Annotated in this window: 24 protein-coding genes; 6 read left to right on the forward strand and 18 right to left on the reverse strand. The window is 71.0% G+C overall.

Annotation, left to right across the window (positions count from 1 at the left end):
* Positions 1–192: 192 nt before the first annotated feature.
* The gene (locus tag C4U03_RS36015) at positions 193–528 is read right to left on the reverse strand and encodes a hypothetical protein (RefSeq protein WP_103944339.1); all 336 of its coding nucleotides are present in this window, start codon (positions 526–528) and stop codon (positions 193–195) included.
* A gap of 112 nt (positions 529–640) precedes the next feature.
* Here C4U03_RS36015 and C4U03_RS41485 point away from each other — a divergent pair, with 112 nt between their 5' ends.
* The 4 genes from C4U03_RS41485 (at position 641) to C4U03_RS40175 (ending at position 3,285) form a co-directional block, all read left to right on the forward strand.
* The gene (locus C4U03_RS41485) at positions 641–1,501 is read left to right on the forward strand and encodes a hypothetical protein (RefSeq protein WP_200827704.1); all 861 of its coding nucleotides are present in this window, start codon (positions 641–643) and stop codon (positions 1,499–1,501) included.
* Complete coding sequence (locus tag C4U03_RS36025) at positions 1,498–1,824, forward strand: hypothetical protein (protein WP_146087653.1); 327 nt, start codon at positions 1,498–1,500, stop codon at positions 1,822–1,824. The genes C4U03_RS41485 and C4U03_RS36025 overlap by 4 nt, the downstream gene beginning before the upstream one ends.
* A gap of 181 nt (positions 1,825–2,005) precedes the next feature.
* On the forward strand, positions 2,006–2,974 hold the full coding sequence (locus C4U03_RS36030) for an MBL fold metallo-hydrolase (protein ID WP_103944289.1): 969 nt from the start codon (positions 2,006–2,008) through the stop codon (positions 2,972–2,974).
* A gap of 56 nt (positions 2,975–3,030) precedes the next feature.
* Positions 3,031–3,285 (forward strand): hypothetical protein, encoded by a 255-nt coding sequence (locus C4U03_RS40175; protein WP_146087654.1) that lies wholly within the window; start codon positions 3,031–3,033, stop codon positions 3,283–3,285.
* A 213-nt stretch (positions 3,286–3,498) separates the two neighbouring features.
* On the opposite strand, the gene C4U03_RS36040 is transcribed toward C4U03_RS40175, so the two are convergent.
* From C4U03_RS36040 to C4U03_RS36090, 12 genes are all read right to left on the reverse strand, one after another.
* Complete coding sequence (locus tag C4U03_RS36040; protein WP_103944291.1) at positions 3,499–4,713, reverse strand: acyl-CoA dehydrogenase family protein; 1,215 nt, start codon at positions 4,711–4,713, stop codon at positions 3,499–3,501.
* Positions 4,710–6,326 (reverse strand): class I adenylate-forming enzyme family protein, encoded by a 1,617-nt coding sequence (locus C4U03_RS36045; protein WP_103944292.1) that lies wholly within the window; start codon positions 6,324–6,326, stop codon positions 4,710–4,712. The genes C4U03_RS36040 and C4U03_RS36045 overlap by 4 nt, the downstream gene beginning before the upstream one ends.
* Positions 6,323–7,453 carry an acyl-CoA dehydrogenase family protein gene (locus C4U03_RS36050; RefSeq protein WP_103944293.1) on the reverse strand — a complete coding sequence of 377 codons (1,131 nt, stop codon included), beginning with the start codon at positions 7,451–7,453 and terminating at the stop codon, positions 6,323–6,325. The genes C4U03_RS36045 and C4U03_RS36050 overlap by 4 nt, the downstream gene beginning before the upstream one ends.
* Positions 7,450–7,635: a hypothetical protein gene (locus C4U03_RS36055; RefSeq protein WP_103944294.1), complete on the reverse strand. Its 186-nt coding sequence runs from the start codon at positions 7,633–7,635 to the stop codon at positions 7,450–7,452. The genes C4U03_RS36050 and C4U03_RS36055 overlap by 4 nt, the downstream gene beginning before the upstream one ends.
* Positions 7,632–8,753 carry an alpha/beta hydrolase gene (locus C4U03_RS36060; protein ID WP_103944295.1) on the reverse strand — a complete coding sequence of 374 codons (1,122 nt, stop codon included), beginning with the start codon at positions 8,751–8,753 and terminating at the stop codon, positions 7,632–7,634. The genes C4U03_RS36055 and C4U03_RS36060 overlap by 4 nt, the downstream gene beginning before the upstream one ends.
* Positions 8,750–9,466, reverse strand: a complete 717-nt coding sequence (locus C4U03_RS36065; RefSeq protein WP_103944296.1) for a nitroreductase family protein — start codon at positions 9,464–9,466, stop codon at positions 8,750–8,752. The genes C4U03_RS36060 and C4U03_RS36065 overlap by 4 nt, the downstream gene beginning before the upstream one ends.
* Complete coding sequence (locus C4U03_RS36070; protein ID WP_103944297.1) at positions 9,463–9,765, reverse strand: putative quinol monooxygenase; 303 nt, start codon at positions 9,763–9,765, stop codon at positions 9,463–9,465. Before C4U03_RS36070 ends, C4U03_RS36065 begins: the two co-directional genes overlap by 4 nt.
* An 87-nt stretch (positions 9,766–9,852) precedes the next feature.
* Entirely contained in the window at positions 9,853–9,993 is a 141-nt protein-coding gene (locus C4U03_RS40825) for a hypothetical protein (protein WP_160147214.1), read from the reverse strand.
* Positions 9,994–10,010: 17 nt separating this feature from the next.
* Positions 10,011–11,246 (reverse strand): ABC transporter permease, encoded by a 1,236-nt coding sequence (locus C4U03_RS36075; RefSeq protein WP_160147215.1) that lies wholly within the window; start codon positions 11,244–11,246, stop codon positions 10,011–10,013.
* Positions 11,247–11,260: 14 nt separating this feature from the next.
* Entirely contained in the window at positions 11,261–12,703 is a 1,443-nt protein-coding gene (locus C4U03_RS36080; protein WP_103944299.1) for an ATP-binding cassette domain-containing protein, read from the reverse strand.
* Positions 12,704–12,737: 34 nt separating this feature from the next.
* Positions 12,738–13,586, reverse strand: coding sequence for an SDR family oxidoreductase (locus C4U03_RS36085; protein WP_103944300.1), 849 nt, complete (start codon positions 13,584–13,586; stop codon positions 12,738–12,740).
* A gap of 58 nt (positions 13,587–13,644) precedes the next feature.
* Positions 13,645–14,772 carry a substrate-binding domain-containing protein gene (locus C4U03_RS36090; protein WP_103944301.1) on the reverse strand — a complete coding sequence of 376 codons (1,128 nt, stop codon included), beginning with the start codon at positions 14,770–14,772 and terminating at the stop codon, positions 13,645–13,647.
* Between the two features lie 343 nt (positions 14,773–15,115).
* Here C4U03_RS36090 and C4U03_RS36095 point away from each other — a divergent pair, with 343 nt between their 5' ends.
* Positions 15,116–15,694, forward strand: a complete 579-nt coding sequence (locus C4U03_RS36095; RefSeq protein ID WP_103944302.1) for a Clp protease/crotonase-like domain-containing protein — start codon at positions 15,116–15,118, stop codon at positions 15,692–15,694.
* 111 nt (positions 15,695–15,805) lie between these two features.
* Here C4U03_RS36095 and C4U03_RS36100 read toward each other — a convergent pair whose 3' ends face one another.
* From C4U03_RS36100 to C4U03_RS36120, 5 genes are read right to left on the reverse strand one after another with little or no spacing between them, the layout of a single operon-like run.
* Positions 15,806–16,672: an enoyl-CoA hydratase/isomerase family protein gene (locus C4U03_RS36100; protein ID WP_103944303.1), complete on the reverse strand. Its 867-nt coding sequence runs from the start codon at positions 16,670–16,672 to the stop codon at positions 15,806–15,808.
* Between the two features lie 17 nt (positions 16,673–16,689).
* Positions 16,690–17,802 carry an acyl-CoA dehydrogenase family protein gene (locus tag C4U03_RS36105; RefSeq protein WP_103944304.1) on the reverse strand — a complete coding sequence of 371 codons (1,113 nt, stop codon included), beginning with the start codon at positions 17,800–17,802 and terminating at the stop codon, positions 16,690–16,692.
* Positions 17,799–19,217, reverse strand: a complete 1,419-nt coding sequence (locus tag C4U03_RS36110) for a 4-hydroxyphenylacetate 3-hydroxylase N-terminal domain-containing protein (RefSeq protein ID WP_103944305.1) — start codon at positions 19,215–19,217, stop codon at positions 17,799–17,801. Before C4U03_RS36110 ends, C4U03_RS36105 begins: the two co-directional genes overlap by 4 nt.
* Positions 19,217–20,491 (reverse strand): acyl-CoA dehydrogenase family protein, encoded by a 1,275-nt coding sequence (locus C4U03_RS36115; protein WP_103944306.1) that lies wholly within the window; start codon positions 20,489–20,491, stop codon positions 19,217–19,219. Before C4U03_RS36115 ends, C4U03_RS36110 begins: the two co-directional genes overlap by 1 nt.
* Positions 20,488–22,056: a class I adenylate-forming enzyme family protein gene (locus tag C4U03_RS36120; protein ID WP_103944307.1), complete on the reverse strand. Its 1,569-nt coding sequence runs from the start codon at positions 22,054–22,056 to the stop codon at positions 20,488–20,490. Before C4U03_RS36120 ends, C4U03_RS36115 begins: the two co-directional genes overlap by 4 nt.
* A gap of 253 nt (positions 22,057–22,309) precedes the next feature.
* Here C4U03_RS36120 and C4U03_RS36125 point away from each other — a divergent pair, with 253 nt between their 5' ends.
* Positions 22,310–23,083 (forward strand): TetR/AcrR family transcriptional regulator, encoded by a 774-nt coding sequence (locus C4U03_RS36125; RefSeq protein ID WP_103944308.1) that lies wholly within the window; start codon positions 22,310–22,312, stop codon positions 23,081–23,083.
* Positions 23,084–23,174: the final 91 nt, after the last annotated feature.

Genomic DNA, 23,174 nt, shown 5'->3' on the forward strand with positions numbered 1-23,174 from the left:
AGCAGGTCGAAGACGGGGCGCTGAACAGCTACACCGGGCAGAGTGCACACTCTCCGGTCTGAAGATTCGCATCGCCGCAGGTAGCAGCCCCTACCACCACAACTCGGTCCGATCCTCCAACTGATCGCTATTGCATCTGATGGGATCTCGGATCGTTCGACACATGGGTGCGGGAACGAGCCAGGGTTTCGATCAGCGAGTCGCGTCTGGCTCGCGTTCGGTGAGGTACTCGTCGAGCAGGTCGAAGAGTACGTCGATGACAATCTGTTCTTGTTCCTGGGGTAGGTCCCAGTGCTCCCAGCCGTCCGGGAGCGCGATGTGGCGAACGTGGCCTGGCCAGCCGTGATTGCAGGTTTGACCGCGCTTGGCGATGAGCCAGTCCTTCCAGCCTTGCAGGCCCGGGCCGCCATGGCGCATGGCGTGCTGGTCGTACCCGTCAAGGAACGCTTCCAGCCGATCCAGCCGACCGCCGATCACGTACATGGGTAGCCGGCGTCTGACGTTTGCGAAGTATTCGCGCTCACTCATGTCGGCCAGGCTCCGGTGCACCGGATCATGTTCTCACTTGCACGCCTGCCAAGTCGATTACTGCTGATGAAAGATTCTTTCGTTTGATGTAAGCGGCGGAAGGTGGCAGAGAGTGAACCGTGACGGGCCGGTGCCGGGCGTAGCGAGCCTGCATGTGGTCGGCGGGACGGTGCTGCTGCGCCCCGAGGAGCAGGTCGCCGAGGCGATGCTGGCCGGGGGGCGGAACCAGCAGCTCGCTCGCAACCTAGCGCACTCCACGATCGAGGGCCGCCAGAACGCGGTGAAGGCGTTCACCCACGATGAACTCCAGGCGTTCTCCGACTACGCCGACGACCAGGTCCACCGGATCAGCGGGGCCGGCCGCAAGGGCTGGCTGCCGGCGTTCCGGGACGCCACCTTGTTCAAGACCGCCTACACCTACGGGCTGCGCCGCCGCGAGACCCGGATGCTGGATCTGATCGACTTCGGCGCCAACCCGCACGCGCCGATCTTCGGAGACATCGGCGTCTGCTATGTCCGCTGGGGCAAGGCGATGAAAGGCTCGCCACCCAAACGCCGCAGCGTCCTGACAGTCGAGCCACGCGACGAAATCGGCGGGATGGACTGGGTCGTCGACACCCTCGACCAATGGGTCACCGAGGTGAGACCGGCATTCGCCCAGGCCGCGACCTCACCCGCGTCCGGGCGGCCGGAATCGGCCCAACGGCGCGGCTTCCGCTGCGACCCGTCGGATCCGATGATGGTTCTGTGCGCATTGAGGACGATCTGCTCTGGGAGGCCCTCGGCCGGATGGGCTGGGGCCTGCGGTGGCTGCGCCATGTCGTGGCGGCGGCTGCCCTCGCCGGTCTCGGTGGCCTGCTCTGGTCGGGCGGCGAGCGTCTCCTCTCCGTCACCTTGTTCTGCGCAGCGTTGGTCTACGCGATCTGGGCCACCGTCTATTGGCTGTGGGACCGGCGGCGCTTGGTCCGGGTGACCGTCACCGACGGCGGCGTCCGCAGCATCCGCCTGCACCGCGTCAACGGGCGGACCACTGATCACGACCCCCGCATGGTGACCAGAGTGCACATCACCCATCGGGGCTGGTGCTACGAGGACCGCGACGATCCGGATGTGCGTGCGGGCAGGGGAAGCGCGACACTGCGGCTCCAGGTCGCGGGTCTGCGGTTCATCAGCCGATCGACGGGGCTCGACTCCGAGGAACTCGATCGAGTGCAGCGGTCCTGGCGAACGATCTGCCCGAAGGCCGCCATCGACACCAAGCGCATACCGGGGCAGTTCGCCGGCTACTCCTACTGACGGCGCGCCCGAGCCCCGGCAGGCGCGTTCGCTCCGCAGGGCCGCACTCGACTTGTCCGCCTACCAGCCCTCTTCAGCCTGAAGGGTCAGGGCGGCGGCGCGGTACGCGCACGTCATGCGGTCGCTCGGCAATCAGGACGCCGGTCGAGCATCGTTGTCGGCCCCATTAGGGTCACCCCCTATGAAGCTGCGGTTCGGTCGCCCCGACATCTCCCGCTACGCCGACCGGTTCGACGTGCCCGGGGCAGACGAGGGCCTGTCGGTCACCTTCCTGGGGGTCTCCACCCTCCTCGTCACGGACGGGACCTCCGCCGTCATGACCGACGGGTTCTTCTCCCGCCCGCCGCTGGCGGCGGTGGGGCTGCGGCGCATCGCCCCGAACCGCGGCCGCATCGACGCCGCCCTCGCGCGGGCCGGCGCGGCCGCGCTCGACGCGGTCGTCCCCGTGCACACCCACTTCGACCACGCCATGGACTCGGCGGTGGTCGCCGCCCGCACCGGGGCACGGCTGGTCGGCGGCCCGTCCGCCGCCAACGTCGGACGGGGCGGCGGACTCCCCGGCGACAGGATCGTCCAAACCACGCCCGGCGAACCGATCACGTGCGGGGCCTTCACCTGCACCCTGGTCGAGTCCAGGCACTGCCCGCCCGACCGGTATCCCGGATCCATCACCGGCCCTGTCGCCCCGCCGGTCAGGGCGTCGGCCTACCGGTGCGGCGACGCATGGTCGCTATTCCTGCGGCACACCAGCGGCCGTACCGCGCTCGTCCAGGGAAGTGCGGGCTTCATCCCGGGCGCCCTGGACGGACGATCCGCCGAGGTCGCCTACCTCGGCGTCGGCCAGCTCGGCATCCAGGACGAGAAGTACGTGCGGGCCTACTGGAAGGAGACGGTCGAGGCGGTGGGGGCACGCAGAGTCGTCCTCATCCACTGGGACGACTTCTTCCGGCCGCTCGACAAGCCGCTGCGCGCCCTGCCCTATCTCGGCGACGACCTCGACGCCACGATGCGGATCCTCGGCCCGCTGGCCGCCGAGCAGGGCGTCCCGCTGCACTTCCCCACCGTATGGCGGCGCGAAGATCCCTGGTCCGGACTGTCCGGCACGCCCGGTGGTCAGCCGCCGCCCGGCGCGGTGAACGCCGCCGGGTGATCGCGGGCGAAGTCGGCGATGCCACGCGGCGGTCTGCCGACGGCTATGTGGTGCTGATGAAGCAGGTTCAGCAGATCGGCCCGCACCACGCCTGGGCCGTCGGCACCCAGCAGGAGGACCGCCCCGGAAGGACGACCCTGGCAGAGATCCGCCGGCTCCTGGACGTTCTCCTGCCCGCTCCCAGACCCGACCGCAACCAACGCCAACACGCACTGAACTGGTCCCGCTGGCGCCGCCGCCAAGCCACCGCCCGCCGCCGCCACTACCAACGAAGAACCAGCTCAGGACACGATTTCCTACTGGAGTATTAGGACACGCTCGGGCCTGACGGCCCTCCCCCGCGGTCCTTCACCCCCGCCCTGAAGGCCGGAGCACTGGCCCGCAGCCCGATAGCGGCCGTAGACGTGGGTCGTGCTGTCGACCGCGGCCTGCAAACAGCGGGGGCGTGGTCACGCCCCCGGTTCCCATTGGCGACCAGGCGACGTCCGTCGCGCGGGAACTCGCCGTACTGGCTGCCGTCATTGTCAGCGGCCTCCCTGGAACGATCGGGCCTCGCGCGGCAGTCCGAGGGCACGCTCGGCGAGAATGTTGCGCTGGATCTCGTCGGTGCCGCCCGCGATCCGGGTGGCGTGGATACCGAGCAGGACCCGAGACCACGCGTAGGTGCCCCATGCCCCGGTGTCGGCGACCAGTGCAGGCCCGAGGATGTCGAGCGCAAGCTGGGCCAGGCGCCGGTCAGCGTCGGTCGCGAAGAGCTTGACCAGGCTGGCGCCGGCGGCGGCGACCTCCGGCACGGCATTCTCCAGCGAGGCCGGCAGCACCTGGCCGATGACGTGGCGGATGTAGCCGTCGGCAAGCCGGTCGCGGACGTCGGGGTCCTCGGTGGCGCCGATCTCCTGCCCGAGCAGTACGAGGCGGTCCAGCAGGCGGATGAACAGGTTGGCGCCCTCGTCGCCGAAGTTGTCGCGCTCACTGTTGAGCGAGACGTTCGCCACCGCCCACCCGCCGCCCACCTCGCCGAGCACGGCGTCGTCGGGCACGAACACGTCGTCGAGGAAGACCTCACAGAAATGGGCGGTGCCGGTCATCTGCCGCAGCGGCCGCACGGTCACGCCCAGGGAGTCCATGCCGAGCAGGAACATGGTGAGCCCCCGGGTCCGGCTGGCCGGGTCCGGCGAGGTCCGGGCCAGCAGCTCCCCGACGTGCGCGAGGTGCGCCCCCGACGACCAGACCTTCTGCCCATCGACGCGCCAGCCGCCGTCCGTCCGGCGGGCCCGGGTCCGCAGGCTCGCCAGGTCGCTGCCGGCGCCGGGCTCGGAGAACAGCTGGCAGCCGACGAGTTCGCCGCTCCACAGGGCGGGCAGCAGCCGAGCGCGCTGGCCGGCGGAGCCGTGGGCGAGGATCGCCGGGGCGATGATCTGCTGCCCGACCAGCAGCCCGTTGACGTCGGGCACGTCGTACCGGCGCACGATCTCGGCGAAGGCCCGCCGCTCCTCGGCACCCAGCCCTGCGCCGCCGTACTCGACTGGTCCACCCAGCCAGGCGAGGCCGGCATCGAAGAGCTCGCGCTGGTAGTCCCGTGCCCGCTGCAGGTCGCCGACCTCGTCGTCGCTGTCCCGGAAGGCCGCGCCGACGAGCGAGTCGTCGCCCTGCCCGTGTCGCAGCATCTCGGGCCGTCGCGGGTAGCGGGCGCCGAGGAACGCCTCGACGCGCGACCGGAACTCCTCCAGACCGCTCATCGCCCACCGCCGGCCGTCTCGGATCCACGGCCCACCGGCCGGTACCGCTCGGCGACGAGGTCTGTGACCGCGAACTTCTGGAGCTTGCCGTTGACGTTGCGCGGCATGTCCTCCATCGCGAAGAACCGGACCGGCACCTTGTAGCCGGCGAGGCGCTTGCGGCAGTGCCGGACGAGGGCCTGCTCGTCGAGTTGGTGGCCGGCCGTGAGCTCGATCGCGGCGACCACGACCTCGCCCCAGTAATCGTCGGGCTGGCCGACGACGGCCACCGCCGAGACCGAGGGATGCTCGAGCAGTACGGCCTCGATCTCGACGGGGTAGACGTTCTCCCCACCGCGGATGATCATGTCCGACTTGCGGCCGGCCAGGAACAGGAAGCCGTCGTCGTCCATCCAGGCCAGGTCGCCGGCCCGGAACCAGCCGTTCACCACCGCCTGGGCGGTGCGCTCGGGGTCGTCGAGGTAGCCGCTCATCACGGTCTCCGAGCGAGTGTGGATCTCCCCCACGGCCCCGCGTGGGACGTCGTTGAGGTCGTCGTCGCACAGCCGCAGGTCGACGCCGTACATCGGGCGGCCGATGGAGCCGAGCAGGTGCTCCTCGCCGGCCAGTGCCCGCAGGTGATCCTCGGGATAGAACATCGTCTGCCCCGCCCCCTCGGTGCCGGCGCCGAAGCTGTTGAAGAAGTCGCACTTGAACACGTCGATGGCGGCGCGCAGCAGGTCGATGCCGATCGGGGCGCCGCCGTACACGATCGAGCGCAGCTGCGGGTACTCCTGGTCGCGGATGCCGGGCACGTCGAGGAGCGCCTGGAGCATCGTCGGCATCAGGAGAGCCCCGGTCAGCTCGCCGTTCCTGATCCACTCCAGCAGGGCCGGCGGGTCGAACTGGTCGAGGATGAGCGACCCGAAGCCCCGGGCGATGCCGTAGTAGATGCTGCCCATGCCGGCGGCGTGAAACATCGGCGAGGCGGTGTAGCGCAGCTCGCCACGCCGGAAGCCGAAGTCGAGCAGCGAGACGTTGGTGGAGACGCCGACCATCCGCATCGACTGCATGACGCCCTTGGGGCGGCCGGTCGTGCCGCTGGTGAACATGATCGAGATGATGTCCTCGGGCTGGGTCGGGACGTCGACGTCGCTGTCGTCCGGTTGCTCCTCGATCAGGTCGGCGACCAGTGGCCGGTCGCCGAACGGGTCGAACGACGCCCGCAACTTCATGTCCGGGCACGCCTCGTCGACGGCGGCGGCCGCCTCGGCGTACCGTGCCATCGTGATGAAGCCGTCCAGCTTCGCCGCCATGGCGAGAGTGACGATCTCGCCGGGCGCGAGGCGGTAGTTGAACGGCACGTAGGTCGAGCCGACCTTCATCGACGCCATCAGCAGCACCATGTAGTCGACCGAGTCCGTGGCGAGGATGCCGATCCGGTCGTGCCGCTCGATGCCGTGTGCCCGAAGCGCCCGGGCCAGACGGTTCACGCGGCTGTTGATCTCGCCGAAGGTGTACGTCGTGCCGTCGCCGGTCACCATGCAGCGCTCACCCGGGGTGTAACGGGCGTGCAGCGTGATCCAGTCCGCGGGCTGAAGCGAGGAGAGCTTGGCCGGTCCGTGGTCGTTCATGCTGTCTCCGGCGAGGCGAGGAGGTGGGCTGCGATCCGGGCGCGATGGTCTCGCGGACGGCCGAGCAGCACCTCGCTCGACACCGCCCGCTTGTAGTAGAGGTGAGCCTGGTGCTCCCAGGTGAACCCGATGCCGCCGTGCACGTGGATGTTGGTCTCGGCGGCGGCCGAGAAGACCTCCGAGCACAGCGTCTGGGCCACGCTGGCCGCGACCGGGAGCCCGGTGCCGGTCACGGTCGCGGTCGCGGCGTACCCGAGCGCGGCCCGTGCGGACTCGATCGAGACCAACTGGTCGGCGAGCAGGTGCTTGATCGCCTGAAAGCCCCCGATCGGGCGGCCGAACTGCTCGCGGGTCTTCGCATAGGCTGTCGCCATCTCCAGCACGCGATGCGCCCCGCCGACCTGCTCGGCGGCGAGCGCCACCCCGGCGAGGTCGCACATCCGGCGTACGGCGGGCGTGGCGTCGTGGTCGGGTGCGAGCAGCCTGGCCGGCGAGGACTCGAACACGATCCGGGCCTGCCGCCGGGTCGTGTCGACCGTCGCCATCGGCTCGACCCGCACGCCCGGCGCGGCGGTGTCGACCTCGGCCACGCCGGTACCGTGCTCGGTGCGTACCACCACTAGGAGCACGTCGGCGACCTCGGCGTCCAGCACGAACAGCTTCTCGCCGGTGATGGTGCGGGCGCCGCCGGTGCCCGTGGCGTCGACCGCGACCCGGGTGGCGTCCCAGGAGGTCGGGGTCTCGACCGCCGCCACGGTGACGATCCGCTCACCGGCCGCGATCCCGGGCAGCAGCCGCTCCTGGGCGTCCCGGTCGGGCAGCGCGAGCAGGAGCGTGGAGGCCATGGCGATCGAAGCGAAGAACGGCCCCGCGACCAGAGCCCGGCCCATCTCCTCGAAGACCACCAGCAGGTCGGGGTAGGTGAAGCCGCCGCCGCCGAGGTCTTCGGGGACCGCGAGGCCGTGCAAACCGAGGTCCTCGGCCATGGCCTTCCACAACTGCGCGTCGTGGCCGTGCGCGGAGCCGGCGGCGGTCCGAAGCGCCTCCTCCGGCCACCGCTCGGCGAAAAAGGAGCGCAGCATGCCGCGCAACGCCTGCTGCTCCTCGGTGGGTGCGACGATCGTCATCGCGCTCTCCTCTCCGGCGTGCCGACGGTCTCCGGGGACTGACGGTGGGCCTGACGGTCGGGGCGGGACAGCGAACCGGAGAGCCCATGGCCCACCACCTCCTCGTCGACGCCGGGCGCGGCGCGCGCGTCGGGCAGGCGCAGCTTGTCGGCGGTCGGCACGGGCGGGGCGTCCCGGGTCATCGGGTCGTCCGCGAGGCGAGCCAGTCGGCGAGGGTGTCCGCGACGACGTCGCGCGCGTCGACCGGCTCGACGAAGTAGTGGTCCCCCGGCAGAGTGATCAGTTCCTTGTCCTTCGACGCGGCGCCGTCGTACAGCGCCTGCGCGTCACTGGGGAACACACCGGTGTCAGCGTCCGGCTGGACCACGAGCGTTGGCAGGTCCATCCGCTGCAGGTGCTTGGCCGCGACGCAGTCGGACTCCTCCAGGCTGAACATGTTGAGCCAGGTCCGCAGGGTCGACACGACGCCGACGCCGAAGACGCCGTAGTTGGCGTGCTTGGGGTCACCGAAGTAACACATCGGAGTCGGCCGGCCGGACGGGTCGATGGTCGGGTCCAGGTAGCGCAGGTCGGCCCAGGTGCGTGGCATGGAGAAGATCCGGTCGCGGGCCGGCCGGCCGGCCATCGCGGCGAGTTGCTCCTTGCACCACGCGGTCAGCCGGTCGTTGCGCTCGACCTGGGCCGTGCGGTAGCGGGCGACGAACTCCGGGGAGTACGTCGGGCCGTGGGCGGGGTCGAACATGTCGAGTTCGGGGTCCACCGAGTTGGGGTCGGCCTCGTCGAGCACCGACGGGTCCATCGTGCGGGTGATCCACTCCGGCCGTCCTGGGTGTGCGGCCAGGAATATCATCAGGTCGCCGGGCGGCAGGTGCAGCGCCGGCTCGAAGACCTGGCCGCGGCCGTACGCCGGGCGGATGTTGGGCTCGCGCGACTGAGAGTGGTAAGCCGACATCAGCGACCCGCCGCCGGAGTTGCCGAGAAGCACCACCTGCTCCACGCCCTGGGAGCGCAGCCACGCGACTCCGACGCCCACCTCGGCGAGCGCGTGGTCGAGGGTGAAGAAGTGCTCGGCGCCGCGGAACCGGGTGTTCCATCCGAGGAAGCCGTAGCCGCGCTCGGCCATCCGGGTCGCGATGTAGTGCTCGGTGAAGTCGACGTTGTAGTGGCTGGCGATCAGCGCGGTCCTCGGTCTCTTCCCCGAGGGCGTGTAGTAGATGCCCTGGAGCGGGTGGTTCCCGGCCCCGGCCCGGCCGATGGCCGGCGAGGGGAGGCCGATGAACTCGCGGTCGATGCCCGTCATTGTGGGTCCCTCTCGTCCTGGACGCGGCTCCCGCCACGCCAGCGGTCGTGGTGGATGACGTCGTCCAGGGGTCGTCGCCGGGCGGGTCCGAACGGGCGGTCCGGCCAGCCGACCGGGATCATCGTCCCGATGTGGACGTCGTCGGGGAGGCCGAGGACATCGCGCACGCCCTGCTCGTTGCCGACCTGCATCATCGTGAGCGTCGCGCCCAAGCCGAGCGAGCGCGCGGCGACGAGGACGTTCTGGCTGGCGGTGTTGACCGCGGACCACAGGTACCGCGGGTCTGGGCCGCGCTCGGGGTAGGAATGCTCGGCGCACACGAACAGCAACACCGGCGCCTGCGCGACGTTGACGACGAGGTGGCGCGCCTCGGCGCGGATGTGCGCGTCGCCGTCGTCGGCGGGCTTGCCGAGCGAGTCGATCCAGCGCACGAACCGCTCGAGCGCCGCGCCGATCGCGGCCCGTCTGCCGGGGTCGCGCACGACGACGAACCGCCACAGCTGGCTGTTGTTCGGGCTCGCCGCGCGGGTGCCGGCCCACACCAGCGTACGGATCAACTCGTCCGGCACGGGGTCGGGACGCAGCCGGCGCATGGCCCGCGCGGTCCCGATCGTGCGCAGCGTCTCGTTCGCTGCGACGCCGGAGGGGAATCCGTCCAGGTCGGCCGTCGTGGGCAGGCCGGCCGGCGCGACGGTCCGCTCGGGAGCGCTCACGCGAGGACGGTCCGCTCGGTCGCGATGTATTTGACGATCGAGACCTGGGTGACCTCGATGTCCTTCAGCGCCCGGTTCCAGCTGCGGTAGTGGTCGGCCCGGACGTGCTCGTCGAGCGCGGCCTGGTCGACGAATTCCTCGAAGACTTCGAAGCGTTCGGCCTTCTCGATGCTCCGGGCGAAGCGGTACTCCACGCACCCGGGCTCGCGGCGGGTGGCGTCCACCAGCTCACGGGTGCACGCGGCGAACCGGTCCGCGTAGTCGGGCGCGACCTCCATGAACCCACTGACGACGATCACAGGTATCTCCTCGGAGAGTGGATGGCAGCTGTCTGACGAACTGTCAGAATGGGTGGGCAAAGCGATGGGCGGCGATGCGGGTCCATGTCAGGTGTCCGTGAACGGCAACGGAATGGCGCCGGCCCGCACCGGCGTTGCCGGCAGCGCGTCGGTGCGACCGGGATCCGGACCGTCGACGGTCGCGACGACCAGGTCGTCAACCGCGTCGACGCAGACCGGGCCGGTCACGGTGGCACGTGGCGGCGTCATGCCCCGGGCCGCCGCTGGAGGAAGGTGCTCAGCGCGACGGTGACGATCAGCACGACACCGTTGATCACTTGGGTCCAGGTGTAGGGAACGCCGCCGACCACCAGCCCGTCGGTGACGTAGACCAGCGCGATGCTGCCCGCCACGGTGCCCCAGATGTGGAACCGTCCACGCGAGAGGATGACCGTCGAGAGGAAGGCTCCCGCGTACGCCGGCAGCAGCAGCGGATCGGCCACGCCGGGCGCGGCGCTGCCCTGCTGCGAGGCGACCAGGATGCCCGCCAGCGCGGCGATGGTCCCGGAGAAGACGAACAGGCACAGCGAGATGATGCGGACCCGGATGCCGGCGAAGGCGGCGGCGTTGGGGTTGCCGCCCACCGCGTAGATCGCGTGGCCGACGGCGGTGTACTTCATGACCGTCCACACCAGCAGCGTCAGCGACAGAACGATCACGATCATCCAGTCGAACTCCGCCGGCAGGCCCAGGGCCCAAGCGGCACCGACCACCAGCACGCCCACGAGGCCCAGGACCGTCATCTGGACCCGACGCCGCGACTCGGGGCCGGGGAAGCGCTGGTCGAACGAGACCAGCAGAGCCGCGACCACGGCGGCGGTGACGAGGACGGCCACGCCCAGCGGCGCCTTGTTCTGGAAGTCGCCCACCGAGCCGGCCCCGGAGAACCAGCTGGGCAACGGCCCGGAGTCCGGCGTCGGGCCGACCACCCTGCCGGAGGAGTAGACGACCGTGAACCCGGCGAAAAGGCCGCCGGTGCCGAGTGTCGCGATGAACGCGTTGACGCGGAACTTGGTCACCAGGACGCCGTTCAGGAGGCCGGCGGCCGCACCTACCAGCAGGGTGAGCACGATGACCACGCCCATGGGAAGCCCGGCGTCGATGAACATGCCCACCGCCAGGAAACAGCCCGCGGTGGCCGTCGCCGCGACGCTGAGGTCGAACTGGTGCCCGCACAGGCAGACGGCGACGGCGATGGCGAGCACCAGCTGCGGGGTGCTCCGGCTGACGTCGAAGGAGAGCCGGGTGACGTCGTAGAAGCTGCCCTGGAGCCAGACGGCGTAGACCAGGAACACGAGACCGAAGGCGGCGGCGGTGGCCACGCTGGACAGCATCTCCCGCGACGGACCCCGGTGGGACCACCCGGCCGTCGGGGAAACCTGAGAGGGAGCCGCGATCTCGTCGGTGGCGACGGCGGGCGACCCGGCTTCGTTGCTGGACATCGAAGGCCTCTCGTTCATGCGAGCTCGGTGGTCAGTTCGGGAAGTCGGTCGGGGGTCAGCCACTCCGAGACCGTGCCGTCGGCGGTGAGCACACCGGTCGTGTCGGCGAGCGCGGCGATGTCCTCGTAGTCGGTGGACGCCATCAGCACGCCGGTGCCGCTGTCGGCCATCCGACGTACCTGCGCGTAGATCTCCCTCCGGGTCGCGACGTCGACTCCCCGGGTCGGCTCGCACAGGACCAGGAGCCGGGGCCGGCGCATCAGCGCGCGGGCGAAGAGGGTCTTCTGCTGGTTGCCGCCCGACAGGTCGGAGACCGTGGCATCCAGTCGGTGCGGGACGACGGCGAGCGCGGCCACGGCGTCGTCGCAGTCGCGACGCATCTGCCGCACTCGCAGCAGCCCGGTGCGCCCGCGCCAGCGGGACCAGCCACCGACCGCGACGTTGAACTGCACGGTGTGCTCGGCGAACACCCCTTCGGACTCGCGGTGGGCCGGCACGCACGCCCGGCGCACGTCGCTCGCGACCCGCACGGTGCCGGCATCCGGGGTGAGCAGCCCGGCCGCGGCATACGCGACCTCGTGCAGTCCCGATCCGAGCGGGCCGGTGATCGCCGTGATCCGGCCCTCGGTGACCGTCAGGTCGATCGGGCCGGCGCCGCCGGCGTGGACGCCCTTCAGCTCGCAGACGATGCCGCCGCCGCTTGCGTCGACCCGGCCCGCACCGGGTGCCGGGGCGCTGACGGAACGTCCCCGGCTCATCATCGCGACCAGGTCGGCACGCGCGATGCCGCCCGCGTCCTCGTCAAGCGCCACCTCGCCGTCGCTGAGCACGACATAGCGGGTCGCCGCGCCGACCACCTCGTCGAGCTTGTGGGTGACCATCAGCACCGTCGCGCCGAACTCGGCGGCCACCCGGAGCCGTTCGACCACCCAGCGCGCCTCGTGCGGGTGGAGGCCGGCGGTCACCTCGTCGATGACGACGGTGTCGGCGCCGCGGTGCAGCGTCTTGGCGACGGCCACCATGGCCCGCTGGCCCAGGCTCAGCGTGGACACCAGGGCGTAGGGGTCGATCGAGGTGAGGCCGACGGCCCTCAGCGCCTCGGTGGTGAGCCGTGCCTCGGCACGCGGGTTGACCAGCCGCCGGGGTGCGCCGAGGCACAGGTTCTCCGCGACCGTCATGCCGTCGACCAGACCGAGGTCCTGGTGGACGACGCCGAGCCCAGCCCGCCCCCCGCGCACCGCGATCGTGCCCGCGTCGGCGGGGTAGACCCCGTCGAGGATCTTGACCAGCGTGGACTTTCCGGCGCCGTTCGAGCCGAGCAGGGCCACGAACTCGCCGCGGGAGAAGGAGCAGGTGACCCCGCGCAGCGCCTGGGTGGCCCCGAAGCGCTTGCGTACGTCGACGATATCGATCATCAGGTCGCCCGGAGCATCGGGGGCAAGGGTCGCGATCACCATCGGCGGTCCCTTCTGGAGTTCGGTCGCGGGGCGGTCACAGGACCAGCTGTCCTGCGTCGACGGGGAGGACGACGCCGGTGATGTTGGACGCTGCGTGCGAGGCGAGGAAGCACACCGCCCGCGCGACGTCGTCCGGCAGGCTCGGCCGCCTGATCGGCATCTCCTGCGCGCGGGTCGAGAAGTAGTCGGTGCCGCCCTCGAGGTCCAGGTCGCCGAACTTGGCGACCAGCCCCTCGGTGACGACGGCGCCCGGCGCGACGGCCACAGCGCGGACGCCATACGGCCCGAGTTCGACGGCCAGCGCCTTGGTCAGGCCCTGCACGCCGTGCTTCGCCGAGGCGTAGTGGGCCAGGCCGGGCGGTCGGCCGACCCGGAAGCCGGCGACCGAGCTGATGTTGACGATGACCCCCTCCAGGCCGGCGTCGCGGACGGCGAGCCCGGCGGCCCGCGAACCGTAGAACGTCGCCGTGAGGTCGATGCCGACCACCCGGTCCCAGTCCTCGTCGCTCAAGTCGGGCAGCAGATGCGAGGGGTAGATCCCGGCGGCGTTGACCCAGATCAGGCGGCGCACGCCCGCGGTGAGCACCTCGCGGGCGACCTCGGCCAGGTCGGCGCTGCGCCGCACGTCGAGGGTCCGTGCCGTCACGGCCGTTCCGTGCTGCTCGGCGAGCGCGGCCGCGGCCGCGTCGACCGCCGGGTCGACGTCGACCAGGGTCACCGCCGCGCCCAGCTCGGCCAGGCGGCCGGCGATCCCCCGGCCGATCCCCTGGGCGCCGCCGGTGACCACGGCCGCCGCGTCGTCGAACCGGACGAGGGAGGCGAACGCGGCATTGGCGTATTCGTAGGAGTCTCGCATCAGCTCCTGGGTCGTCTTCAGCGTCATCCCTCGTTCCGATCCGGCGTCATGCCCGGTGTGGTCAGCGGTCGTGGTCAGTCGCGGGTCACCTGCCCCACAGCTCGGTGAACTTCGCCTTGTAGTCGAACTTCGGCAGGACGAAGAGCTTGCCCTTCTCGTAGTTGCCGTAGGTCTCCTGGTCGACCAGCGCGACCGGCATCCGGTCGGCCGCCCAGGTCTTCGCGCCCGCGAGCATCCGGGCGAGCTCGTCGACCGAGGCCCAGCCGTAGAGCGGGGTGGAGATCAGCACGTCGGCCTTCGCGACGGCCGGTCGGCCCGTGCCGACCATGTCGACGAACGGCGAGAGCGCCCCGAGGCCGATGACGGCGAAGTCGTCGCGCCCGAGTTGGGCGGCCGAGTTCGCGAGCACCGAGGCCGGGGAGTCGAACGGCATGACCACCGAGCTCAAGGAGCCCTTCCGGTAGTCGTTGAGCAGCGAGGTGAAGATCGGCGCGTTGGGCTGCATCGCTTCCGCGAGCAGCAGCGACGGCGTCTTGACCTTGCAGTCCGGGCACATCTCCTTGACGGCGGCCGCCGCCTCGGCCATCTGCTCCTCGGACTGCTTGAACTCGGTGTTCTGGTACACGACGATGGTGTCGCCCGGCTTCGCCAGGGAGGCGGCGTACGCCGCTTGGGCGCGACCGGCCGCCTTGTGGTCGTTGCCGACGCCGACCATGCCCTCGGGGAGGTCAGGGCCGCACAGGGCGCACACCACCGGGATGCCGGCGTCGTCAGCCGCCTTGACCGCCGCCGCGACGGCCGACGGCGTGATGGAGACCAGGATGATGCCGTCCACCTTGTCCAGCACGGCCTTCTCGATCAGCTGAGCCTGGGTGGTGGGCGTGAACTTGCCGTCGCCGGGCGGGTCGGCCGTCCACCCGATCGCCTTGATGGCCTCCATGGAGTTCTCCGCCAGCACCGACGGACCAGGTGAGGCCAGGCCGCTCGCGATCACCGCTACGCGGTGCGCGCCCGGATTGACCGGCTCGGTCGGCATCGGGAACTCCACATCGCCGGCGAGCAGCGCCTTGACCTCCGCAGCGGCCTCCTGGTTGGTGGCCGCGGCCGGGCCGGTGGCTCCCGACGGTGCCGACCCCTCACCCCCGCCACAGGCAGTCAGCAGCACCATCGCCGCGACGAGCGTGGCGCCTGCCCTCAGTCGTCCTCTGGTCATCTGAAGTCCTCTCTCGACTGGATTCCGCAGGACCCGGTCGACGGGATCCGAGGAAGTCGCGATAGCCGGGGGATGTCTGACAATCCGTCAGATGGGCGCTATGTAACCGCAGTCACATAGCGAGTGTCAACGATCAGAGAGGCCAATCTGATAGATGTTCAGAAATCTCCGAGCGCGGTCGGACCACTCATGACCGCATCTCCGCCCGGCCCCCGCCCCGGGACGCCCCTCGCTTCGCCGGTGGTCACCGTCCGCGACGCCGGCCACGGCGTCAGGCTGGTGCGGCCAGAGCGGAGCGAGGCCCTCAACGCCCTCTCCGTCGACCTGGTCACCGACCTCTCCGATGCGCTGGCCGCCGTCGGCCAGGACAGGGACTGCCGTTGCGTGGTCCGCACTGGCGCCGGGCGCCTTCCGCGTCGGTCTGTACCTCACGGGGTACGGCGACGAGGACCTGGTGTGGGCCGCCCGGGCGCATGAGCTGCTGCTCACCGGGCGGATCTTCGACGCCGCCGAGGCGCACACGATGGTGCTGGTCCTCGACATGGTCGACGACGGGGTGGCCGTGAGCGTGCTGACCGGAACAGGCCCGCAGCCCCTCTTCGACGACCGGATGGAGGCCCGGCCGCTCTACGTACGCGACTTTTGTGACACTCAGTCAGGTGTGCGGGCGGTGCCGCTGACCATCCGCGGCGACACCTTCTGCGCGGGGCCGTACCTCGCCCCGCGTGCTTCGTCGCCGGCCGCCCGGCGCTCCTGCCCGACCGCCACCAGCGTGACCCGGCGCCCGCTCTGGTCGCGGCAGACGACCGGCCATCCGATGGTCGTCCACCAGGCGCAGACCCGCGCCCTCAACCCGCTCGGTGTCGGCGCCGACGCAGGCGAGGGCATCGAGGACTCCCCGGAGCGGCGGCCGGCACCCTGATCAGCGCCATCGCCCGGACTGAGCCGGGCGCCGGCGAAGACCTTCGGCGGGACCAGCGAAGTCATGAGGTACGTCATCGGCCGCAGTGTCGTGCGGAGCCGAGCCGGCGCGTCACGGGGTGGGCCAGGGCGGCAGGTCGCTGCCGACCCGGCCCACCCAGCGAGGCGCGCGCTTCCCGAGGTAGGCCGCCACGCCCTCCGCGGCGTCCGGAGCGGCCAGCAGCGCCTCCAGCAGCCGCCGCTCGGTCGCCCCGGCGGTGGGCTGGTCGGCGTCGGTGGCCTCCCAGATCAGCCGCTTCGATACCGCGACGGCGACCGGGGCTGTGTGATCGGCGATCTCCCGGGCGATCGAGACGGCCGTCGACAGCACCCCCTCGGCCGGCGGCGCGTGGTTGGCCAGGCCCCAGGCGGCGGCATCGCTGCCGGAGAAGCGGCGTCCGGTGAGCAGCAGCTCCGCGGCGCGAGCAGGCCCGAGGTGGCGTACGGCGGTCCAGTGTCCCATCCACTCCGCGACGACGCCGAGCCGTACGAACGGGAACGCGAGGACGGCGTCCGCGGCCACCACGCGGACGTCGCACTGCAGGGCCAGAGTCAACCCGGCACCGACCGCATGGCCGTTGACTGCGGCGACCACCGGTTTGCGCAGCTGGAACGGCGCCAGCCACGGGAGCCCCCCGTCCTCGTCCCCGCCGGGCGCACCGCCGAAGCCGTCGCCGGACATTTCGGAGCCGGCGCAGAACACCGGGCCGGCGCCGGTGAGCACCACCACTCGGACGTCGTCGCTGCGGTCGCAGTGGTGCAGCACCCGGGTGAGCTCGTCCAGCATCGGCCCGTCGATCGCGTTCCGGACCGCCGGCCGGTCCAGGGTGACCGTCGCAACCCCACGGTCGGTCTCCAGCCGCAGCCGTGTCAGGTCCGAGACGTCGACCGGACCGTCGTCGGCCTCGTGCCAGCCGAACGTCGCCTCCTCGTATCGCACCGGTGTCCCCGTCCCGCTCAGCCGGCGTAGAGCGCCGCGACGTTCGCCGCGATCGTCCGGGCCTGCCCGCCGCCGGTGTCGAGCAGCACCTGGTTGGTCTTGGCACGGCGGTAGTAGAGGTGCACCCGGTGCTCCCAGGTGAACCCGATGCCGCCGTGCAGGTGGATCGCCTCGTTGGCGATCTTGAAGGCCGCGGCGCCGCATCGCCGCCGCGCGACCGCGAGCGCCGCGTCCCGCAGCGGCGGGCTCTCCCCCACCGATCGGGCGGCGAAGGCGAGTGCCGAGCGGGCCGACTCCAGCGTCACGTACAGGTCGGCCAGTTGGTGCTTGACGCCCTGGAAGGCGCCGATGACCTGCCCGAACTGCTCACGCACCTTGACGTAGGCGACGGTCAGATCGAGCGCCTCGGCTGCAATGCCGACGCACTCGGCCGCCAGCGCCAGGGCCGCGCCCGTCTCCATCGCGTCCCGTGCGCGCTCGGCCTCCCCGTCCCGCGCAAGCACGACGGCGGCGGCATCCTGCAGCCGGAGCGTCGCGAATCCGCGAGTCAGGTCGATCGTCGTCATCGGTTCTGTGGCCGCCCCGGCGGTGCCGGCCGGCACCCACGCCAGCGCGGTCCGCCCACCGGCGTCGGCCGGCACCAGCCAGCCGTCGGCGGCGGCGCCCGCCATTACCCCGGGCACCACGCCGGAGACCGTCGGCCCGTCCGCACCGTCGGACAGGACTGGCAGCGCCGCGTCCGGCTCGTACCAGCGGGCGTCGGCCGGTACGACCACCGACGTACCGGCCGCGATCTCGGCGAGCATGGTGCGGGCCCGCTCGTCGCCAGCGAGCGTCAGCAGGGCGGGGACCGCCTGCCCGACGACCGGCAGGAACGGCCCGCCGTGCAGGGCGCCGCCCATCTCCTCGTGGACGACCAGTTCCGCCTCAAGCTCCAAGCCAGTGCCACCGAGCTCCTCGGGTACCCGCACCCCCTGGAGCCCGAGCCGCCGGGCCATCCCGGCCCACGTGCGCCGGTCCGGCGGCGCCGACGCGGCGGCCTCGTGGTCGTCCGCGCTCTGCGGGGTCCACGCGCGGACCAGCCGGCGGGTGGCGTCGCGCAGTGCCCGCAACTCCTCGGCCGAGATCACCGCTCGGCGCCCGCGAGCGAGGTGAGCACCTTACCGTCGGGCGTGATGCCCGCGGTCTCGAGCGCGAGCGCCTTCGCGGCGTCCATGTCGTAGTGGTTGGAGACGACGACCTTCTGGGCGTAGAGACCGCCTCCGGCCTGGATCACCGTGACGTGCTTCCATCCGCCGAAGGCGTCCGCGGTGAAGTCGCGGATCGTGTGAAAGAGCCGCATGCGGTAATCCGCATCGACGCCCTTCATGGTGCGCATGTACTTCTGCAGGTCCGGCCCGGTCTCGGGGTTGCGCAGGTCGGCCATCGACGGCGCGGTGAGCACCGCGCCGCCGGCGATGTCGTGGAGGTGGCGCACCATCAGGCTGAACTGTGCGGCGGCGTGGTACTTCGCGGCATTGGTGAACATCTCGTCCGGCGACGCCCACCCCTCGGGCGTGAACGTCGCGTGGTGCATCGCCGCCTCGAAGCCGGCCCGGATCAGGGTGGCATAGGTGATCATCTCGGCGATCTTGTCCTTGATGTGCCCGATGCGCTGCAGGCCGTTGGCCTCCGCCACCAGCTGCGCGAGGCCGACCAGCGTGTCCGCGAGGCGCACGTAGCTGCCGACGCTGCCCAGCCGCTCCCACAGACCGAGGGAGTGCGCGAACGTCGCCGAGTGCTCGAGCTCGCCGGCCAGGAACACCCGCTCGTTGGGGACGAAGACGTCGTCGAAGACGACGAAGCCCTCCGTCATCACGTGCCGCGAACTGTACGGGAAGAAGTCGGGGTCCAGGTCCGGCCGCGGGGCGAAGGAGGCGTTGATGACCCGGACGCCGGGCGCGTTGACCGGCACCGCAGCCGCGACGCTGTAGTCCTCCTCGCCGGGCTTCATCCGCTTGGTCGGCATCACCATCAGCTCGTGGGTGATCGCGGCCGAGCTGATGTGCAGCTTGGCGCCGCGGATGACGATGCCGTCCGAGCCGCGGTCGACGATCCGGACGTACAGGTCGGGATCGTCCTGCTGCGCGGGCGGGAGCGACCGGTTCCCCTTGGCGTCGGTGATCGTCTGCACGATTCGGATATCGCGCCGCTTGCTCTCCTCGAAGTAGGCGAGCGCGCGCTCGGCGTACTGGGGGAAGTCCGGACGCATCCGGCTGGCCGCGGTCAGCACCATCAGCAGGCCGTTGGAGGTCGAGATCGTCGGAAAGTCCCAGTGCAGCTGGCGCTCCTGGGTGGCCCGCAGCTCCTCGACCGAGCCGGGGATGAAGAAGTAGGGGCCGAACGCGTCATCGCCGGGCTGGTAGTGCTGGTCGTAGCCGCGGGCGGCGGCGAGGGCGCCGCCCCGCAGCAGCGGCTCCTCGGTCACGTCCGGGACGGCGTGGCCGTTCACGAACAGCCGCCGGCCATCACGCAGGGATTCGAGGTACTGGTCACCGGTGAGCATCAGGCTGGTCCTTGCGGTCGCAGTGTCGTCGTGGTCGTGGGCCGGTCGGGGATCGGGGGCCGGGGATCACGGGGCAGGCCGAGGACGCGCTCGGCGATGATGTTCTTCTGGATCTCGTCGCTGCCGCCGGCGATGCGGTGCGCCGGGGCACCGAGCAGCAGCTGGCTCCACGCGAACGTGCCCCACGTGCCGTGGTCGACGGCCAGCCGCGGCCCCAGGATCCGGGTGGCGACCGCGATGTAGAACTCCATGTCGGCGGTGCTCATGAGCTTGAGCACCGACCCGGTCTGGTCCTCGGCCGGCGCGTCCAGGCTGCGCCGGGCCGTCTCACGCACGATCTGCTCGCGCTCCCAGGACTCGGCGAGCAGCTCCTGCACGACCGGGTCCGTGTCCGCGCCGGTCGACTCGGCCAGCGCGTACAGCCGCCGGACCGGGTCGTTCATCAGGCCGTTGTGCTCGTCGCCCATCAGCGACCGCTCACTGGTGAGCGTGGTCAGCGCGATCGGCCAGCCGCCGTCGACCTCGCCGATCCGCTGCGTGTCCGGCACGACGACGTCGTCGAGGAACACCTCGTTGAAGTGCTCGGCGCCGGTGATCTGCCGCAGCGGCCGGACGTCGATGCCGGGAGCGCCCATGTCGACCAGGAACGCGGTGATGCCGCGGTGCCGGTCGGCCGGATCACCGGTGCGGGCCAGGAGCTCACCGAGTTGGGCGAGGTGGGCGTAGGACGACCAGACCTTCTGGCCGTTCACCACCCACCCGTCGTCGGCGCGGCGGGCGGAGGTCCGCAGGCTGGCCAGGTCGGAGCCCGCGCCGGGCTCGGAGAACAGTTGGCAGCAGATGATGTCGCCACGCCAGATCCCGGGTAGGTACGCCGCCCGCTGTTCCTCGGTGCCGTGGGCCAGGATCGCCGGCCCGACGATGTCGTGGCCGACCATGAAGCAGGCGGTGTTGGGCACGTCGTACTCGCGGAGCACCGCGTGCACGCGGTTGCGGTGCGCCTCGGTCAGCCCGCGGCCGCCGTACTCGACCGGACCGTCGATCCAGGCGAGACCGGCGCCGAAGAGGTCCCGCTGCCAGGCGCGGGCGGTCTCGACCTCCGCCAGCTCGGCATCGCCGCGGCGCAGGCCGACGCCCATCACGTCGTCGGGGCCCTCGCCGAGGCGGGCCGGGGCCCGACGGGGGACACGCGGTGCCAGGAAGGCGTGCGCCTCGGCGGCGATCTCGTCGAGGGTCGGGCCCTCGGTGGAGGTGGTCGTCGTGGTGGCCTTCATGCGACCACGCCCTCGGCGAGCCGCTCGCGCAGCACGGCCTTGTGGATCTTGCCGGTCGAGTTGCGCGGAAGCTCCTCGACCACAACTACCCGGGTCGGGATCTTGTAGCTGGCGAGCCGGTCCCGGCAGTGCTCGCGGAGCTCGGCGACCGTGAGCTCGCCGCCGCCCTTGAGCGAGACCACGGCGGTGACGACCTGCCCCCAGTGGGGGTCGGGTTCGCCCACGACCGCGATCTCCTCGATCCGAGGGTGATCGCCGATGACGTCCTCGATCTCGACCGGGTACACGTTCTCCCCACCGCGCACGATCATGTCGTCGGCCCGGCCGGCGAGGTGGAGGTAGCCCTCCGTGTCCTTCCAAGCGAGGTCACCGGCCCGGAACCAGCCGTCGCGCACCGCGCGGGCGGTCAGTTCCGGCTGGCCGAGGTAACCGCTCATGACGGTGTCGCCGCGGCTGGCGATCTCGCCCACCTCACCGTCGGGAACTTCGTTGCCGTCGGGATCGAGCAGCCGCACGTCGCAGCCGTACGCCGGTTTCCCGATCGCCCCCAGCAGCCACTCGTCACCCGCCAACGCACGGCGGTGGTCCTCGGGCCGCAGCACCAGTTGCCCGCCGGCTTCGGTGCCGGCACCGAAGCCGTTGTGCAGGTCGCAGTCGAAGACCTCGACCATCTCCCGGATCACCGAGGTCGGCATCGGGGCGCCGCCATACATGATCGACCGCAGCATCGGGTAGTCGGTCTCGCGGATCCGCGGGTGCCCGAGCAGCTGGATGAGCATGCTCGGCACGAGCATCGCCTGCCGCACCCGTCCGGACTGGAGCCAGCGCAGGCCGAGCTCGAGGTCCCACTGCGGCAGCACCACCGAGCCGGCACCGCGGGAGACGCCGTACATGACATGGCCGATGCCGCCGGCGTGGAAGAGCGGAGCGCCCGACATCAGCAGGTCGCCCGGCCGGATGCCGAGCTCGAGCACTCCGGACTGGGTGATCGCCTTGATCATTCGCTGCGACTGCATCACGCCCTTGGGCGTCCCGGTCGTACCGCTGGTGAACGAGATGCTGAGGATGTCATCGTCGGTCGTGACCGACTCGATCTCACCGCCGCCGGCACCGCTGGCGAGGAACTCCTCGAACGTCGGGAGGCCGTCCGTCGAGGTGTCGAAGGTGACCCGAGCACGGACATGGACGCCGACCTCGGGGAAGCAGCCGGCGACGATCTCCTCGTAACGACCGCTGAGGAAGACGACCTTGGCCCGGCTCGCCGCCAGCACCGTGCGCACCTCGGCGGGGGCGAGGCGGAAATTCAACGCCGCGTAGGTGGCGCCGAGCTTCATACACGCGAGGATCACCTCGACGTACTCGCAGGAGTCGGTGGCCATGATCGCGACCCGGTCGCCACGGCCGACGCCCTGCGCCTGAAGCGCCCGCACGAGGCGGGTCACCCGGCCATCGACCCGACCGAAAGTGCGGACGTCACCCTCGGCAGAGACCAGACATTCGGCGTCCGGGGTGAACCGGGCGTTCAGCGTCACCCAGTCACCCGGGGCCAGCCCCGACAACTGCATCTCGCGCGCCTCCCTCGATGCGCGAGCCCTCGCCGCGCTGCCCTGAATTAATTCAGAAACATGTCGGATATGCAAGGGTGGTCACACCCCGAGCAGGCCAGAGACCGCCGGGACTTGATCGCCGATCGACTCAAGCGGCTCGACTGGCTGTTCTGACTAAACATCAGTAGCATGCGACGTTAGACCCCCTCGCGCACGCACGGGTGCCGCGGGGCGGACAAGCGGAAGTGACACGAGGGCGACGGAGACGACGATGACCAGCGAGGCGAACGGCCTGGATGTCGAGGCACAGGACTCGCCGCGCCTGCAGCAACTGATCAAGGCCGCCGAGGACATCAAACTGGCCGTCCGGCGCCAGGACGGCCGGGAGACTCCGGTCGGCACGCGGGCGATGCGGACTCGCAGCAAGCTGCTCGAGGCGGCCGCCCGTCTCTTCACCGAGCGCGGCTACCTCAACACCTCGCTCAACGACGTGGCCCAGGAGGCAGGCGTGAGCCTGCCGACGATCTACCAGTACTTCGCCGACCGCAACGACATCGTGGCCACCCTGGCGGCCGACCATGCGCTCCGCATGCTCCAGGCGGGCGCCGACGACTGGAAGCCCACGTCAGGACGTCTCGGACTCCGGCGGGCGATCGCGGCGCTGGTCACCCTCTACGCCGAGAACAGCCCGTTCTTCTCGCTCTGGCAGGTGGCCAGCCACGTCGATGAGCGCCTGACCAACCTCCGACGCGACTTCGAGAACCAGTTCCGGAGCAACTTCGCCCGCAAGCTGCGCAAGGGCATCGAGCTCGGCGTGATCCGCCCCGACCTCGACCCGGTCGAGGTGGCGCGCGCGATGAACCTGATGGTGCAGTCGTACTGCCACGACGTCTTCGTCGTCGGCGCCCGCCACGGCGACCCGACCCCCGAGCCCGACGACGTCATCGACCTGTTGACCACGCTGTGGGCTGACGCGATCGGCCTCCGGGAACTCTCCGCCACGACCGGCACCGGCACCCTCTCCCACTCCGGCGGCGTCCGCTGAGCCGTGCCGCGGAGATCCCTGCGGTGCCGTCCGCAGTCCTGACCGACACCTGGCCCTGATCCGCTCCCCTCCTACGGGCAGTGATCGCGGG

It is taken from the genome of Thermomonospora echinospora (assembly GCF_900108175.1).
GTDB lineage: Bacteria > Actinomycetota > Actinomycetes > Streptosporangiales > Streptosporangiaceae > Thermomonospora > Thermomonospora echinospora.

What these genes read in the sequence shown, in the direction of transcription:
- C4U03_RS36115 (WP_103944306.1), bottom strand. Translation starts at nt 20,491, where the DNA reads ATGAAGGCCACCACGACGACCACCTCCACCGAGGGCCCGACCCTCGAC.
- C4U03_RS36075 (WP_160147215.1), bottom strand. Translation starts at nt 11,246, where the DNA reads ATGTCCAGCAACGAAGCCGGGTCGCCCGCCGTCGCCACCGACGAGATC.
- C4U03_RS36120 (WP_103944307.1), bottom strand. Translation starts at nt 22,056, where the DNA reads ATGCAGTTGTCGGGGCTGGCCCCGGGTGACTGGGTGACGCTGAACGCC.
- C4U03_RS36085 (WP_103944300.1), bottom strand. Translation starts at nt 13,586, where the DNA reads ATGACGCTGAAGACGACCCAGGAGCTGATGCGAGACTCCTACGAATAC.
- C4U03_RS36125 (WP_103944308.1), top strand. Translation starts at nt 22,310, where the DNA reads ATGACCAGCGAGGCGAACGGCCTGGATGTCGAGGCACAGGACTCGCCG.
- C4U03_RS36040 (WP_103944291.1), bottom strand. Translation starts at nt 4,713, where the DNA reads ATGAGCGGTCTGGAGGAGTTCCGGTCGCGCGTCGAGGCGTTCCTCGGC.
- C4U03_RS36045 (WP_103944292.1), bottom strand. Translation starts at nt 6,326, where the DNA reads ATGAACGACCACGGACCGGCCAAGCTCTCCTCGCTTCAGCCCGCGGAC.
- C4U03_RS36060 (WP_103944295.1), bottom strand. Translation starts at nt 8,753, where the DNA reads ATGACGGGCATCGACCGCGAGTTCATCGGCCTCCCCTCGCCGGCCATC.
- C4U03_RS36090 (WP_103944301.1), bottom strand. Translation starts at nt 14,772, where the DNA reads ATGACCAGAGGACGACTGAGGGCAGGCGCCACGCTCGTCGCGGCGATG.
- C4U03_RS36055 (WP_103944294.1), bottom strand. Translation starts at nt 7,635, where the DNA reads ATGACCCGGGACGCCCCGCCCGTGCCGACCGCCGACAAGCTGCGCCTG.
- C4U03_RS36080 (WP_103944299.1), bottom strand. Translation starts at nt 12,703, where the DNA reads ATGGTGATCGCGACCCTTGCCCCCGATGCTCCGGGCGACCTGATGATC.
- C4U03_RS36095 (WP_103944302.1), top strand. Translation starts at nt 15,116, where the DNA reads ATGCGCTGGCCGCCGTCGGCCAGGACAGGGACTGCCGTTGCGTGGTCC.
- C4U03_RS36110 (WP_103944305.1), bottom strand. Translation starts at nt 19,217, where the DNA reads ATGCTCACCGGTGACCAGTACCTCGAATCCCTGCGTGATGGCCGGCGG.
- C4U03_RS36050 (WP_103944293.1), bottom strand. Translation starts at nt 7,453, where the DNA reads ATGACGATCGTCGCACCCACCGAGGAGCAGCAGGCGTTGCGCGGCATG.
- C4U03_RS36015 (WP_103944339.1), bottom strand. Translation starts at nt 528, where the DNA reads ATGAGTGAGCGCGAATACTTCGCAAACGTCAGACGCCGGCTACCCATG.
- C4U03_RS36030 (WP_103944289.1), top strand. Translation starts at nt 2,006, where the DNA reads ATGAAGCTGCGGTTCGGTCGCCCCGACATCTCCCGCTACGCCGACCGG.
- C4U03_RS40175 (WP_146087654.1), top strand. Translation starts at nt 3,031, where the DNA reads ATGAAGCAGGTTCAGCAGATCGGCCCGCACCACGCCTGGGCCGTCGGC.